The organism is Bdellovibrio bacteriovorus (assembly GCF_001592755.1).
GTDB lineage: Bacteria > Bdellovibrionota > Bdellovibrionia > Bdellovibrionales > Bdellovibrionaceae > Bdellovibrio > Bdellovibrio bacteriovorus_E.
Genome location: NZ_LUKF01000007.1, coordinates 38177 through 53070, shown reverse-complemented (window position 1 = coordinate 53070; position 14894 = coordinate 38177). Strand labels below are relative to the sequence as shown.

Sequence of the window (14894 nt, the reverse complement as noted above, 5' to 3'; positions counted from 1 at the left end):
ATTAAAGGTAAAACTTAGGAATCTTTTTATTTACAGGTTTGCGGGCATAAAAAAACCCACAACATTTTTGTTGTGGGTTTTTTCTTTTGAAGTTGATTTGGTTGAAGTGTTTTTTTACTTCAAGAAATCGGCCATAAGGCGGGCACCTACTACGACTTCGTCTCTTTTAACATCGTCGCCTGTTTCTGGCTTTTCTGTGATGTTGTTGTAAGAAAGGTGGTAGCGGAAGTTTGTGTCTACGTAAGGTTTGTATTCAACAACTACGCCGTAGCCCATGAATTTTTGTGTGATGTCGCCGGCGATTTCTTGTTTGTCTTCTGTTGATGTGAACTCAAGACGTGGTGTCCATTGTTCCCAACCTGTGTACGCCAATTTTGCTACCATGGATGTTGTTGTATCTTTTGAATCTGTAAGATCTTGTTTGAATTCAGATACTAGGTAGTCGAATTGGAATGTGATTGGAGAAGAGTTCCACAATACGCCTGCTGCCATGAACTGATGTTTGTCGTCAGCTGTTGGGCCGGTCATCGTGTGGTAGCTTAGGTTGAAGTTCAAAGCTTTTTCTAGGAAGGCGCCACGGTAGATTACGCCGTACATAGAAGAGTTTTGAGATGCCGTTGGGCCAACTGCTGTATCGCCGCCTGCTTCGTTTGTTGCAAGAACGTGAACTGTTTGACCAGAGAATGAGAATGTTCCCTTAACACCCGTTGCGTATAGCAAAGTAGAAGTACCCAAGTTGAAAGCGCCTAGAGTTTGTCCGGCAGCGCCTGTCAAGTTTGCACGAGTGTAGAACTCAGAAGTTAGATACAAGTCAGCGCCGCTTGTTGCGCCCTCGAAACCACCGAATTCTGTGTTGAATTTACCGAAGCTCAAAGAGAACGTGTCGTTCATTTTGTGTGTCAAGTAAGCGTACTCGACCGCTGTTTGTGCCGCGTCTACACCGCGAGTAGCGTCTTTATTGAATGCTAGACGTACACGGAAAGAAAGATCTTCCAAAGCTTTTGCTTGGTAATCAAGACGACCTGTTTTGAAGTAGAACTTCGTTTGGTCTGGCAGAGTTGAATCTGTGTAGGTTGTTGAGTTGTAGTCAGCGCGCAAGTCGAGGTTCAATGAACCTGCTTGAGCTGACAAAGCTGTCGCTGTTGTCACCAATGTTGTGAACAAAAACTTTTTCATAGTACATCCTTGTGTAAAGTTTTTAAGTTGTTTCGATGTACTTAATGCTACAAACAAGAGCGTTGAGTAACAACGCTTTCTTTTGTTTTTTTATTATATGAGTTTTGTCAGATTTGTTGTGTGCGTTCGTTCGCTAAAGCGGTAAATCCACCTTTTACGTAGTACGCGTTAGTGAAACCGGCTTTTTCTAAAGTCTCCACCGTGGAAGCACTTCTAACTCCATCGTTATCTAAAACTAAGACGGCATAGTGCAAAGGTAATTTTCTTTCTTGAATCAAAGGCAGAACTTGTTCTGGTTGAGAGTGGACAACAATGTTCTCTAAATGAAGACGCGTTACTTGGTTGAACCATGGCGCCAGATCAATGTTGTCTAAAAGCACCAACAACATGGGGATGCGACCTTGAATAAGGTTGTTGAATTGGAAGTATCCGATTGTGTTAAACATAATTATCCCACTCTTCCGTGTTCAGGAATGAATCTATAAATATAGAGTACGATTGCAAGACCTGCGAATGCCAAAGCGCCCGAAGCCCAGAATGGGGCTGTTATCGTGACGGCTCCATACAAAAATCCACCGAAGGCGGGGCCGATGATACGTCCCAAAGAGGCCATGCTTTGCGTGACTCCCATAGTAACACCTTGTTCTTTGCTGTCAGTAAGTAGGCTGACACTTCCTAGGATGCTGGGATTGGAAAGACCATTACCCAAAGAGAGCAGAGTCATCGCGACCGCCATCATACCAATACTGTTCGATATGGCGATGGTCGTCAGACCCATTGCAAAAAGTGTCAGACCCAAACGCAGAACTTTTCTTTCGCCCCATTTCGGAAGAAGTCGGCGAACCAGGAAGCCTTGAGTGAAAACAATGATCACTCCGATGTAGGCAAAACCGAAACTGACTTGTTTGATGTCCCACTGAAACTTTTCACCCATATAAAGGATCAAAGTCGCTTCCATTGAAGACATTGCAAAAGAGGCCAATAAGAAAACGGTCATCAATGCGCCCACAGTTTTGACATTTAAGTAATGCCACATCACCGAGAATCTTTTTTTCTTTTCAGCTGATTCGCTCTTATCAGATAAAGATTCTTTCAAGAATTTGATGCCGAAAAGCAAGTTGGCAAAACACAAGGCCGCGACCCAGTATGCGGAAAAAGAAGTGTCGAAGTGTGGTTCTGCAGAAATCGAGTGACCCCATACTGCTAAGCCTCCGCCTAACGCAGGGCCTACAACGAATCCCAATCCAAAGGCGGCACCAATCAAGGCCATGCCTTTAGAGCGCTCATGTTTTGGAGTGATGTCCGAGATGTAAGCTGAAGCCGTCGATAAGCTTGCGCCAAAGAAACCCGCCAAGATACGAGCCACGAAAAGCCATTCTAAGCTGCGAGCCATGGCAAACGCGATGTAGGAAAGTCCTTCACCCAGAAGACAGAACAATAAGATGGGTCGGCGTCCTAAGCGGTCACTCAGTCTTCCCCAAAACGGAGAAAATAAGAACTGCATTAGTGAATAGACGGATAATAACAAACCGGTTTGCAAAGCAGTTGCGCCAAAGTTTCGGCTTAAAATTGGAAGAATAGGGATGACTACACCAAAGCCTACTAAATACAGGAAAACAGTGAAAAAGATGATAGCAAGCTGTGATTTGTTTGATGTCGAAGTCATAGGGTTGTTAATATTAGGAAGTTATGAAAATGGCAAATAATCTTCAGCGTTGGCAACTTCTCATTGCAGTCCTTTCTTTCCTGTCGTTACCGGCAGGGGCCGTGGATAACTACAAGGAATACCGTCGAGACCGATGGGATTTTGAGCTCAGTACACAGTACTTTTATTCTGAAGCCAATTACCCTTCCTCCGGTGGAAGCTCGCAGAACCTTCCTAGCGGGAATCACTATTCTTTATGGGATCTGAATCTTGAATCTCGTTATATGCCGCGTTCGGATTGGTCTTTGTTCGGCTGGGGTAAGTTGAGTAACTCTGAAAGCAAAGATTCGTTGGCAACTCGTAGTAATAGTTCGATCACGGAAATTGCTGCCGGTATGGACTTCATGATGTACAACGGATCTTTTCAACTCGTTCCTGAATTCATCGCGATTATTCCTTTAGAAGATGTCGATCCCAATTCAGACGCCGTTTTGAATTCGGAAGGGGTCTTTGAGTTTCACTCTCGTTTGATCGCGCAAAAAGATTTCGGTTCATTCCGTGGTTATGGATGGGCGGGTTTTAACTATCGTGGAGATGGACGCTCCTTTCTTTTGCCTTATGGATTGGGTGCTCAGTTTAAACTTCAGCGCATGCGTTTAGGCGCAGAGCTTTTCGGCTATCGCAGTATCACGGACGACACCGAAGACACTGTGGTTCGCACGGGTTACATCAATGGAGCCAATGCCGGATCCATGAAATTTTATTCGGTGAATCCTAACTTATTAGACTCGCAAGTTTATTTAAACTGGTTGATATCGCCTAAGTGGACTTTGCAAGTGAACGGCGGAACAACTTTGACCGGATCTAATATGGCCGCCGGTTTTCACGTCGGTGGATTTATTCGTTATTCCTTTGATATGACGGAAGGATATTCCGAAGAGCCTGCTTATGAACCGGTAAACTCTCCGGTGCCGAAATATCGCTCCAATATGTACGAGTCTGAAATGAGTTCTGAAAAGCAAGTGCCAACCTTCCGAGAACAAACGGACGATGGCATTGATCAGAATCTCTTTAAGCCTCGCCCGACGAAGAAACCCCGCAAGAAAAAAGTCGACGACACTTACTTGCAGCAACAGCTTGATGACACGGAATTTAGCGTCGAACTGAAATCAGATAAGAAGAAAAAGAAAAACCGCTAATCAGCGGTTTTCTTTTTTAAAGCTTTAAAAGCTCGCGAGCCGTTTTTTCTTCGACACCCATAAGGTCGACGGTTTTATGGCGGCCGGTATCGCCTTTCACTAAAACAACCTGCCTTTTTGGAATATCAAAATAGTCTGAAAGAAATTCGATCAGCGCTTCGTTGGCTTTGCCATCGACAGGCGGGGCGGTGATTTTAATTTTGAGTTCGCCGTTGTGAGGACCCACAACTTCGTTTTTAGAGGACTTTGGCTGAATAAAAAGGTGGAGCCGAACTCCACCTTTTATAATTTCTAACATGGATAAAACAAATCCCGCTTACTCTGCAGACAGAGGGGATACATTGGGAGAGCGGCCCGGTCCGTTACCATTTCCATTCGTGTTCGCGATGTTATGGTTTGGAAGCTGCATTTGTGGCATGTACTTTTCACCTTGCTCAAGCAAAGAAAGGTGAGCTTGGGCCAAAGCTTTTAAGTTTGCTTCAAACTGCATGCGAGCACGTTTTAAGTCCGTCACTTCTTGATACATCTTTTTCAATGAATCGCGAGAGTCCCGAGTGATGATTTCCGCTTTTTGTTGAGCATCAGCAATGATCAATTTCGCTTCACGGTCTGCATCTTGACGAAGACGCTCGGCCATTTGCGAAGCTGTTGCGATTGTTTCTTTCAACACTTGATCGCGTTCTTTGTATTCCATCAAGGAAAGTTCTTTTTCGCGGATGCCTTCTTTCAAGGCATTGCGTTCTTGAATTAAAGACTCCATTTGCGAAGCCACTTGCTGAAGGAAATCCATAACTTCGTCAGCATCAAGACCCATCATCTTTTTCGTGAAAGACTTATGAGCAATATCTATAGGAGTGATTCTCATTTTGTTCCTCCTTGAACAATATGAATTAAGGATAAAGGGCGAGTCTGTGCCAGGGCAAGGTTATTTGATTTCCCTCGCCATTTCTTTGTTCCTCATAGCCGCTTTTTCAAAGCTAATGCGCAAAGCGCGTTCGATTTCGAGTTCTCTCATGGACTGAAGTCCAGCTGCGGTGACACCTTTTTTAGACGTTACTCGCGCTTGCAGATCTTCAACGCCCTCGCGAGCCTGAGCTGCCAGCAACGAAGCTCCCACAAAGGTTTCAATCGTCATCAAGCGAGCTTCTTCATTTGAAAAGCCATGCTCTTCGATCCAATCTTGCCAGTACATCATCATTTCAAAGACAAAGCCGGTGCCACTAGAACAAGAAATCATCAACGCTTCGAACTGATCTTCGTCGCCCACTTTGATTACGCGACCCAAAGGCGCGAAAAGATCTTCGACGGTGCTTTCAAGAGCGTTATCGTCGTCATCATTTAGAAGATAGCCGATAACACCACGGCCAATTAAAGACGGCGTGTTCGGCATGACTCGAGCCAAGCGAGCACCTTGAATGAAGCGTTCTAACTTTTCCATGCGAATGCCTGCCGCCACGCTGATGACGATTTTGTGTTCATCAAAAGCACGCGTGACAGGCTCAAGAGCATTGAGCAAGTCTTGAGGCTTCACCGCTAGAATAATAATGTCACAACGATCGATCAGTTCGTCGTTGCTGGACACCGGGTTGATTTTAAATTGTTCTTCGAGTTTTTGAAGCTTACCGGGAGTGCGGTTGGAAGCGTAAATGTTCTTTGCTGGAACTCCGCCTTCAACGAGACCCTTAATCATGGCCTGAGCCATGTTCCCTGCACCCAGAAATCCTACTTTTTGCGTTTTCAACAGTGGGTTCATGTTACTCCAGAACGCAGCCTGTATTATCTGCGACTAAAATAATCCTACCTTTTGATGGGGCGTTCGCCAAACAAAATAGTCCCAAGACGCAGGATTGTCGCTCCTTCTTCGACGGCGACGCCGTAATCGTGACTCGTGCCCATTGACAGCTCATTGAGAGGGTGAAGATTCAGATCTGTCTGACTCTTCAGTTCCTCCTTAAGCTTGCGAAGCTCCTGAAAGTAAGGACGTACTTCCTCGGGGTTTTCGGTTAATGGTGGCATGGTCATAAAGCCATTAATTTTTAGGCATGGCAGGTGGGTGAGCTCGTTCCAGTGTTTTTTCAGACTATCTTTGTCAAAACCGCCCTTTGTTTCTTCCTGAGCGACATTGACCTGAATCAAAATGTTTTGCTGAACGTTTTTATTTTCGCACTGACGGCTTAAGACCTGGGCGAGTTCCAGTGAATCTATCGAATGGATCAGCGCAAACTTTCCGGCAACGTATTTCGCTTTATTTTTTTGTAGGTGGCCGATTAAGTGCCATTGAATATCGGAAAGGTCTTGCAAGTGCTCGATTTTATCTAAGGCTTCTTGCACGTAGTTTTCGCCAAACATTCGCTGCCCTTCGCTATAAAGAGCGCGAATTTTTTCTTCGGGCTGTAATTTAGAGACAGCTAAGATGCGGGCAGGGGCTGTTTGCTGGTGAAGCGTTTTTAAGTCCATGCCCTGAACTGTAACAGAAGACTTACTTCAGGTCGACAAATTGAGGTTCTTGCGCACCCAGCTTTTTTGCAGCTTCCAAAATGAATTCTTTGTGTTTTGAAGCGTAAGTGTACTCACCGTAAGTGTGGCAATCAGGAGCTTTGTCATGAGGTCCACGCGTAATGCCGACAACGACAAGTCCGTTATTATTTTCAATATAAGCAGGGCCCCCAGAATCTCCACTGCAAGCGCCGGAACGCAATTGATCGGTGACTAAGATAGTGTCCCACACTTTAGCAAGAGGAACTTGAGTGAAGTTAAGGCCCTCAGCTCGGACACCTTTCACATCGTCGATCAAACCGTAGCCAGCCAGAAGCAAAGATTGGCCGTCTTTTAATACTGTTTCAGGAGCTAGAACCGGGACCACAGTCGTTCCTGCTGGCGCCTTTTTTTGAAGACGAATGACGGCAACGTCATTGATACCAGTCACTGGATAGCCTGTTTCATCAAAGATCATTTCATAGCCAGAATGTCTTTCAAAGTTTTCGACTTGTAGAATGCGAGTGTCGGAAAACTCTTTAGGAAGATCAGCTCCAAAAAAGATCCAAACATCTGAGGGTTTTTCTGTGTATTCCAGGCAGTGGTTCGCAGTCAGAACCAAATCTTCAGAAATTAAAGTGCCTGTACAAAAAGAATAGGGCTTGCCTTCGTACTTAGCGATAAGGGCGACCGTGGAAGCTGTCACCGGATCCTGAGGCAACGCTGCGGACCCATTCACAATCGATGTATTTTTATTATCCAGATTTAAAGAAGAAGTTTTGCTCTGTGTACATGCCGTAAAAAGCAAAGCGGCAGAAGCAAGCAGAAGAGATGATCGAACGTTCATAAAAGCCCCCTCGGGTGATCGAACCGAAGGTATCAGAGTTTTCTCAAAAACACTAAAATTAGAGAGGTGTAAACAAATTGGACAGCACTATTTACAGGACTGTTTGCGAAGCGAACCTTCACAGGCAATCAAGAAGGGATAAAACCGATTTCAGTGAGGAGTGTCCGCACGAGTTTCATGGGAAGGCCCACAACATTATCAAAAGGACCTTCAATCTTTTGGACGAAATTTCCACCGCCCCCTTGAATGCCATAGGCTCCGGCTTTGTCCATGGGCTCGCCGGTATTTATGTAATCCCAGATTTCTTTGTCGGTAAGTTCTTTAAAGTAAATCTGCGTTGTCTCAATTTGAGAAATCTCTTTGCCGGTTTCGCTATTCATCACGCAAACGGCTGTGATGACCTCGTGAAAATGCCCCGACAAAAGTTTTAAAATGCGGTAGGCGTCGTCCTTATCTGAAGGCTTCCCGAGTGGGGCCCCACCGAAAATAACTTCGGTATCAGCCGTTAAAATCACGAAGGGGCCGGTGCGACCGGGCTTCAGAACTTCGTACACCGCTCTGGCTTTACGTCTAGCAATATCCAAAATCTGATCGTTTACATTCAGGTTTTTGTTAGGAATTTCCGATACTTTAGATGGAACCACGTCAAAGTTAAAACCAGCTTCTTTAAGAAGTGCGCGACGACGTGGAGACTCTGATGCCAAGACAAGTTGAAGTGGTGTCATGAGATTTACTTGAACACAAAGAGGCACAAATGGGAAGCGCAGAATTAATGCTGATTCTAGGCTTGCTACTCGCGGGAGTGGCGGTGTTCCTATTTGTAAATTCCATTTTCGCAAGCAACACCGACAAGCAACAACTTTCGTGGGCCAACAATGATGAACCCGTTAAATCTAAAAACGCGATCATCAATTTTTCGCGTCCTTTGGTTCATCAATTCACTTTGCAGCACGCTTTAAGAATTCGCAGTGAAGGTTATCGCAAACGGGTTCGCAAATACATTAAGACCTCAGGTCTTTCCGCAGAAATCAACGAAGATGAGTTCATTGGCTTGCAGCTTTTATGGGGCGTGATGTTCCCGATCTTCCTTTTGATCATGAACTTCTCTTTGCAGTTGGGATTGCCCGTTCCTATGGTGATTGGTGTGGGATTGATGGGTTTCTATCTTCCGCAAATTCACGCCAAAGGTGAAAAGAAACGCCGTGAGCTTTCTGTGCGCGCAGATCTTCCTTTCTTCATTGATCTTTTGGCGTTGTCCGTTGAAGCCGGTCTGGATTTCTTTTCGGCGATTCAAAAAATCGTGGATAAGGCACAAGGTACAGACAGCGTCCTTGCTGATGAACTGGGAACAGTTTTGAAAGATATTAAAATCGGTGCCTCCAAAACCCAAGCCTTAAAAGACATGGCCGAGCGTTTGGATATGAACGAGATTACAAGCTTCGTCGCGGTTCTAGTGGATGCCGAGTCTACGGGTGCCAGTATTTCTCAAGTTTTGAAAGATCAGTCGGTGCAGATGCGTCTAGAAAGATTCGTTCGCGCTGAAAAAGCCGGTGCGAAAGCATCGCAGACTATTTTGATTCCTTTGATGTTATTTATTTTACCAGCGGTCTTCATTATCGTGTTTGGACCGGTGGCCGTGTCCTTTATGTACGGCGGGAAATAAAGATGATGGCAGCTTTGATTAACAAAACGACAAATCAAACTTTAGTTCCGGATCTGAAAGTAGCAAAAACTTTCTGGAGTCGGGGCAAGGGCCTTTTGGGTCGCGCTTCATTACCTCAAGAAGAAGCATTGTGGATTTTAAGATGCAATAGCATTCACACGTTCTTTATGCAGTTTTCTATTGATTGTGTGTTCGTAGATAAAAACTTGAAGGTCAAAGCAATCTACGAAGATGTGCGACCGGGACGTTTGGTTTTTCCTGTATGGGGAGCCAGTTCCGTCATTGAAATGTCAGCAGGTTCGGTCAGCAAAATGAAAGTCAGCGTGGGAGATCAACTTTATGTGGGCGCTTAGGATTTTAACCGGCCCTCAGGCGGGACAAATTATTGAGCTTAAGATGGGGAAAAACCTCATTGGCCGTGCTCCGCAATGTGATATCAAGTTGGTGTCTCCAGGTGTTTCTAAAGAACATACCGAAGTCGCTGTCTTTAAAGAAAAAATTGTCATCACAGATTTGAAATCCAGCAACGGCACTTATTTAAATGGTATCCGTATTCAAAACGGTATTATGAGACTGGGTGATAAGCTGGGCGTACATGATATTTTAGTCGATGTAATTCCAGCTCCTGAAGCTCGCCCGCAGACACCGCGCCCTCAACAGGGACAAGGTGTTCCGGCACCGATGCCTTATTACGGCGGAGGCGCGGCTCCGCAAATGCCGCAGCAAATGGGAATGCCGAATGGAATGCCTCAAGGTATGCCGCAACCGATGGGAGCCATGCCTGGCGCCGCACCGGGTGCTCCGGCGCCAGCGCCTGCGTATCAACAAGGTGGATTTAAAGGTTTGATGGATAAGGTCAACGATTACTTAGATCGTGTGGCTTTGCCTGGAGTTTACAAACTTCCACAATTCCTGGAATTAAAACTAGTTCTTTTGGGCTTTGTCGCATTATTCATTTTTTCGACAACCTTGCTTTCGATGATCCCGATGGTGGCCATCACAAGAGCCAGCATTATCAGTGAAAGTAAACGTCGCGCGGCTTCAATCGCAAGAACTTTGGCGACGATCAATCAGGCGGCTCTTATTCAAAACAGCTATTCGTCATTAAGCACAAACGCCGCGGAAGCCGAAGACGGTGTGAAGCAGGTTCTGATTGTGCAACAATCTGACGGGATGATTCTGGCGCCGGCAACTCGCGCGGGAACGACGCCGGACTTGCCATTTGTACATAGAGCTCGTACCGAAATGCGCCCGCAAGCGGTGGAAGTGGATTCTTCAACTATTGGAGCTAGTTTCCCGATTGGGCTCTTTGATCCCAACACAGGTGAACAAGCAGTGAAAGCGCACGCCATCGTGCTTTATGATATCGGAAGCTTGGCTTTTGATGACGGACGAGCAATTAGTTTGTTCATGCAGACGCTTGTGATCGCTTCTCTTATAGGTCTGTTGATTTATTTCTTCATGTACAAACTTATTGAGTATCCGATTGTCACTTTGAACGCGCAATTAGATACCGCGATGAGAGAAAAGAAAGACAACACAGAAGTGAACTTTCAGTTCCCTGCGCTTCAGGCTTTGATTGGAAATATCAACAGTCTTTTAACTCGCTATATTCATGGTGAGGCAGACAGTGGTGGCGCGGGAGCAGCAGGCTTTGTCAATAAAGATGGCGAAGCGGAAAATCTAGTGCAATTGATCGGCTTCCCGTCAATAGCGATTTCACGTGAAGGTCGTATTATCGCGTGCAGTGCTTCGTTTGCTCAAGTGGCCAGAGCCGAAGTGGCGCAACTGCAAGGTCATATGTTTAATACTATTCCAGATGCAGCCCTTCAGCAGAACCTGGATGGTCTTTTAGCGCGCACGCGAGAAAATCCGCGAGCGATCCACACGGACCAGTTAGAGTTCAGTGGTCACTTGTGTATCTTAAGCTGTCAGGCGATGTGTTCCAGCGGACAAGAAATTGATTATTATATCGTGACGGTTTCACCGACTGAAGGGAGCTCTTGATGAGTGCTGCGCCTCAGGTGAAAGACACAATTAAATTTAATATTGAAGTGACAAAAGGTCCGCATGCGGGCTTGAAGTCTACTTTTGCCAAAGCGTCAGTCACTATCGGCCGTGGCCCTGAAAATGATATCGTTCTTTCAGGGGATCCACGCACCAGTCGTCAACATGCAGAAATCAAGCAGCGTTCCGGTCACGAATTTGTGATCGTCAATCTAAGTCAGAAGAACTATGTTTTGGTGAATGGCCAGAACATTCAATCCGAAATCATTAACAATGATTCGGTGATTCAGATCGGCGATACAGAGATTCGTTTTCAGGCCGAGTTGCCACCGTCGGTATCTCAGTCCGCACCGTTAGCTTCACCCACGGCTTCCATTTTAACGCCGACACCGTCTCCGGTGACGCCGCAAATGCCGAAGCCCCAAGCACCGATGCCTCGACCAACGCCGACACCGAATGCATCGCAAGGCTATGGTGGATTGCCGACAATGCCGCCGCAAGGAATGCCACCAGCTCAGCCCATGGCTTATGGAGGATATCAACCTCCTCCGCCGGGTGCGGGTCCGATGCCGGGTCCAGGACCTAAAGCTGCGGGGAGTGGCCCTTTAGCAAATCCTAAAGTTCGTTTTTATGGAATCATTGCCATTGTAGCGGTCGTAGGCTGGTGGTTCTTTTCTTCGTCGGGTACTAAGGCGAAAAAAGATCCCAATGCGATTCGTACAAGCTCGATCAGTATGCAGGACGTGATGGATGCTGAAAAACGTTCGCAAGAACTTCTGACGATCAAGAAAGAAAAGTACGATTCGATTCAGTATCGTCGTGCGCAGGAAAACTTTATTAAAGGTTTCCGCGACTTTCAGCAAGGTCAGTATGCCCGTGCACGTGAGGCTTTTCAGGTCGTATTAAACCTGGACCCTGACAACGAGCTTGCAAAACGTTATTATCATTTATCGAAGATCAAGTTTGATGAGTTGGTTAAGTTTAATATGATTCAGGGCAATCGTTATAGAGAGAAAAGAAATTGGCGTATGTGCCAATCAAATTATCAGAATGTGCTGACGATGCTTCAGAATCGCAAAGATGATCCGACGTTTAAAGAAGCTAAGCAATTCTATGAAGAGTGTACTTTGAATTTGGAGGGTAGATTCTAATGGCCCGCCTCAAAGTCCGCCTTCGTGGCAAACCCGTTTACGACATTCAACTTACAGAAGACCGCACTTATGTGGCGGGTCGTAAAGAGGATTGTGACATTGTCTTGCAACCCGAAAAAGGAATCTCGCGCGAACACTTTAAGCTGTCGTTCGTGAGTGGCGCTTGGACCGTGGATGTGATTTCACGTTATGGTGATATCACGTACAAAGGTGAACAGGTGCAACAGTTTGCCTTAGAGCATGGAAGTCAATTTTCCATTCCTCCTTATGAATTTGATTTCGTACTGACTGCAGCCACAACTTCAGATGAATCCGTAGCTCCAACGCCGGATTATGGTGGCGGCACCTCTGCAAATCTTCCTGCCGTGCAGGGCGAAGGTTCCGACGGCTTTGGTGGCAGTGAAGAAAAAACTGTGATTGGTGTGGCCCCCCAAGTGGCTTACATCAAAATCATGGACGGGCAAAACAATGAAGCCAAAGAATTAATTCGTCTTGATGCCGGTGAATCCTGGGTGGCGGGACGAGAGTCTTCATGTCACATCCAAATTCGTGATCAACGGGTCAGCCGACGCCAATTTGAAATTCGTCGCGCGGGTTCTCAATATGTGATTATTGATCTCGGTAGCGTGAATGGTACTTTGTTGAATGGAAATCCGATCTCTTCAAGCGATCCGACAACCATACGTTCCGGCGATGCGATCAGTGTTCTGACAAACTATTTGTATTTTGAATTGCACGACGCCGGTTTCCAAAGTCGCTTAGAGTTGGTCAATGTTCCACCACCAAATCCTTTAGTTCAGGTGGGCAATGAAGCTTTACCGATGGAGTACCAGCAGCAACAACAGCATGAGCTGATGGCCTATCAAGGTGGTATGGCGCCAATGCCGTATCAGCCGCAAATGCAATATCCTGGGGCGCCGATGCCTCACCCGACTCCGGTAGCTGACGGGAAATTTGATTTTCAAAAGAATCGTCCGAAGATTATTGCCGGTGCGGTTCTTTTGTTGGCCTTGGCTTATTTCTTTTCCGGTGACGACACCGCAAAACCTCCGGTTCCACAACCAGGTGCTTCGACGGCGCCGGGTTCGCCTTTAGAAATCTTTAATAAACTTCCTCCAGAGCAACAAGCTTTGGTTCGTCAGCGCTATAAAGATGCGAAGAACCTTTACATGCAAGGGAAGTATCAATTAGCTCAAGATGAAATCATCAAAATCCAGGAATTAGTTCCGGACTATGAGGATATCAGAGAGATCGAACGTCTTTCTAAAGAGGCGATCTTCATTCAAGAGCAACAACGTCGCCAAGAACAAATCGAAAAGGCGAAAATTGAAACTGAAGAAAAAATTCAGAAAGCGGCAGTGGAATGTCAGAAAAAGATCAACCCTGATATTACCATTTCAGAAATGGAAGAATGCTTAAGTGACGTCATGCAGTTCAACCCTGAACATCCCAGGATTGTGGATTTAAAAGTTCAGGTGGAAGCGATCACGGCGCAAAGAGATGCCAAAGCCGCTGAAAAGGCAGTTTATCAGTCTCAAGTATCCAAGCTTCGTGCTATCTATAACAGTGCTGAAAAGGTTCATAAAAAAGGCAAACCTTTGGATGCCATTGCGGCTTATGAAAAAGTCATTGCCGCGCCGTTGCCGGATCCTAACGGCTACAAGGGACAAGCCAAACGCAATATCGCCTCGATTCGCCAAATGATGAATTCAAAAACGGCTTCCTTGCAAGGGGAGGCAGAAAAATTCTATCAGGCTCAAAACTTAAAAGGCGCCATCATGTCATTGCGTAAGGCGCGGGTCATGGATCCAACAAATCCGGAGCTTCCAGAAAAGATCGAACGCTACACCGGTGAATTGCGCAAGCAAATGATGACGATCTATCAAGAAGGTATCTTGGAGGAAAGTTTTGGTAACGTCGATGGTGGCGAATCCAAAGCCGGAGCCAAGGACAAGTGGAAGAAAATTCTAGAGCTCGATGTTCCGGATGGTGAGTATTACAAAAAAGCTTATATCAAGTTGAAGAAGTACGGAGCGCTTTAGTGAAGTTGCAGGAAAGATCTTACAGTACGAAAATTCTGCGTCCTAAACCTCTTGTGCATCAAGAAGACGACGGCTCCTTGATTATTGTGGCGACATCTTGGGGACAGCCAGAACACGCTCAAAGAGCTTTGGATGAAGTCGTAAAGTACGTGAGCGCTGCCAAGTCCGATGTGGAAGTGACCTCTCCTTTTGAATTTTTAAGCTGTCTGACCGATGAAGTGAATTACGTTCGCACGGGAATTCTTATTGCGAACGACATTCTGTATCGCGGTGAAAATAAGATGGAGTATTTTTCAGGCGTCGAAATCCTGGCGTTATTTCGTCGCGGGACTCAGCTGGCGTGGGCGCAAGTCGGTTGCCCCAGTTTATTTATTCAAAGAAAAAATAAAAGTCTTCAGCCTTTATCCATCGGGCTGGATCTTTCTAGTGAACGTCTGGACGATGGGGATTCTTTACCACCACTTCCAGCGCAGCTATTGGGACTTGAACCAACATGCTCCATTCAATGCGGGCATACTTCCGTGAACGACGGCGACCGTTTGATTCTTTTAGCCAGTACCACGATTGCGACGTCGTTATGGGTTTCTCAATCGGAACCCGCGGAATTGGGGTCCGTCACCACGAAGATGATTCAGGAAAATCCTGAAGCTCCCTTTTGGTTAGGCCTTATCAAAGTTGAAGAATAAAAT

The 14894-nt window shown here is 45.9% G+C and carries 16 protein-coding genes; 7 read left to right on the top strand and 9 right to left on the bottom strand.

Going from position 1 to position 14894, the window contains the following annotated elements:
* Nucleotides 1-114 precede the first annotated feature (114 nt).
* The 3 genes from AZI85_RS06170 to AZI85_RS06160 form a co-directional block, all read right to left on the bottom strand.
* A complete protein-coding gene (locus AZI85_RS06170; RefSeq protein ID WP_063243272.1) occupies nucleotides 115-1176 on the bottom strand; it encodes a porin in 1062 nt (353 codons plus the stop codon).
* Nucleotides 1177-1283: 107 nt separating this feature from the next.
* On the bottom strand, nucleotides 1284-1622 hold the full coding sequence (locus AZI85_RS06165) for a rhodanese-like domain-containing protein (RefSeq protein ID WP_253720874.1): 339 nt from the start codon (nucleotides 1620-1622) through the stop codon (nucleotides 1284-1286).
* Between the two features lie 2 nt (nucleotides 1623-1624).
* Entirely contained in the window at nucleotides 1625-2842 is a 1218-nt protein-coding gene (locus AZI85_RS06160) for an MFS transporter (protein ID WP_063243270.1), read from the bottom strand.
* Nucleotides 2843-2871: 29 nt separating this feature from the next.
* Here AZI85_RS06160 and AZI85_RS06155 point away from each other — a divergent pair, with 29 nt between their 5' ends.
* On the top strand, nucleotides 2872-4020 hold the full coding sequence (locus AZI85_RS06155; RefSeq protein ID WP_253720873.1) for a hypothetical protein: 1149 nt from the start codon (nucleotides 2872-2874) through the stop codon (nucleotides 4018-4020).
* A 16-nt stretch (nucleotides 4021-4036) separates the two neighbouring features.
* Here AZI85_RS06155 and AZI85_RS06150 read toward each other — a convergent pair whose 3' ends face one another.
* From AZI85_RS06150 to AZI85_RS06125, 6 genes are all read right to left on the bottom strand, one after another.
* The gene (locus AZI85_RS06150; protein WP_063243268.1) at nucleotides 4037-4318 is read right to left on the bottom strand and encodes a DUF167 domain-containing protein; all 282 of its coding nucleotides are present in this window, start codon (nucleotides 4316-4318) and stop codon (nucleotides 4037-4039) included.
* An 18-nt stretch (nucleotides 4319-4336) separates the two neighbouring features.
* Nucleotides 4337-4885 (bottom strand): DivIVA domain-containing protein, encoded by a 549-nt coding sequence (locus AZI85_RS06145; RefSeq protein ID WP_063243267.1) that lies wholly within the window; start codon nucleotides 4883-4885, stop codon nucleotides 4337-4339.
* A 60-nt stretch (nucleotides 4886-4945) separates the two neighbouring features.
* The gene (locus AZI85_RS06140; RefSeq protein WP_063243266.1) at nucleotides 4946-5773 is read right to left on the bottom strand and encodes a pyrroline-5-carboxylate reductase family protein; all 828 of its coding nucleotides are present in this window, start codon (nucleotides 5771-5773) and stop codon (nucleotides 4946-4948) included.
* A gap of 44 nt (nucleotides 5774-5817) precedes the next feature.
* Nucleotides 5818-6477 carry a YggS family pyridoxal phosphate-dependent enzyme gene (locus AZI85_RS06135; protein ID WP_063243265.1) on the bottom strand — a complete coding sequence of 220 codons (660 nt, stop codon included), beginning with the start codon at nucleotides 6475-6477 and terminating at the stop codon, nucleotides 5818-5820.
* A 22-nt stretch (nucleotides 6478-6499) separates the two neighbouring features.
* Complete coding sequence (locus AZI85_RS06130) at nucleotides 6500-7342, bottom strand: S1 family peptidase (RefSeq protein ID WP_063243264.1); 843 nt, start codon at nucleotides 7340-7342, stop codon at nucleotides 6500-6502.
* A gap of 128 nt (nucleotides 7343-7470) precedes the next feature.
* Entirely contained in the window at nucleotides 7471-8067 is a 597-nt protein-coding gene (locus AZI85_RS06125; RefSeq protein ID WP_063243263.1) for a Maf family protein, read from the bottom strand.
* A 29-nt stretch (nucleotides 8068-8096) separates the two neighbouring features.
* Between AZI85_RS06125 and AZI85_RS06120 the strand changes: the two genes are divergently transcribed.
* The 6 genes from AZI85_RS06120 to AZI85_RS06095 are packed head-to-tail and all read left to right on the top strand — an operon-like array spanning nucleotide 8097 to nucleotide 14891.
* The gene (locus AZI85_RS06120; protein ID WP_253720872.1) at nucleotides 8097-9005 is read left to right on the top strand and encodes a type II secretion system F family protein; all 909 of its coding nucleotides are present in this window, start codon (nucleotides 8097-8099) and stop codon (nucleotides 9003-9005) included.
* Between the two features lie 2 nt (nucleotides 9006-9007).
* The gene (locus AZI85_RS06115) at nucleotides 9008-9358 is read left to right on the top strand and encodes a DUF192 domain-containing protein (protein ID WP_253720871.1); all 351 of its coding nucleotides are present in this window, start codon (nucleotides 9008-9010) and stop codon (nucleotides 9356-9358) included.
* Nucleotides 9345-11012 (top strand): FHA domain-containing protein, encoded by a 1668-nt coding sequence (locus AZI85_RS06110; RefSeq protein ID WP_063243262.1) that lies wholly within the window; start codon nucleotides 9345-9347, stop codon nucleotides 11010-11012. The genes AZI85_RS06115 and AZI85_RS06110 overlap by 14 nt, the downstream gene beginning before the upstream one ends.
* Nucleotides 11012-12163: an FHA domain-containing protein gene (locus tag AZI85_RS06105; protein WP_063243261.1), complete on the top strand. Its 1152-nt coding sequence runs from the start codon at nucleotides 11012-11014 to the stop codon at nucleotides 12161-12163. The genes AZI85_RS06110 and AZI85_RS06105 overlap by 1 nt, the downstream gene beginning before the upstream one ends.
* Nucleotides 12163-14205 carry an FHA domain-containing protein gene (locus tag AZI85_RS06100; protein ID WP_063243260.1) on the top strand — a complete coding sequence of 681 codons (2043 nt, stop codon included), beginning with the start codon at nucleotides 12163-12165 and terminating at the stop codon, nucleotides 14203-14205. The genes AZI85_RS06105 and AZI85_RS06100 overlap by 1 nt, the downstream gene beginning before the upstream one ends.
* Entirely contained in the window at nucleotides 14205-14891 is a 687-nt protein-coding gene (locus AZI85_RS06095) for a hypothetical protein (protein WP_063243259.1), read from the top strand. Before AZI85_RS06100 ends, AZI85_RS06095 begins: the two co-directional genes overlap by 1 nt.
* Nucleotides 14892-14894: the final 3 nt, after the last annotated feature.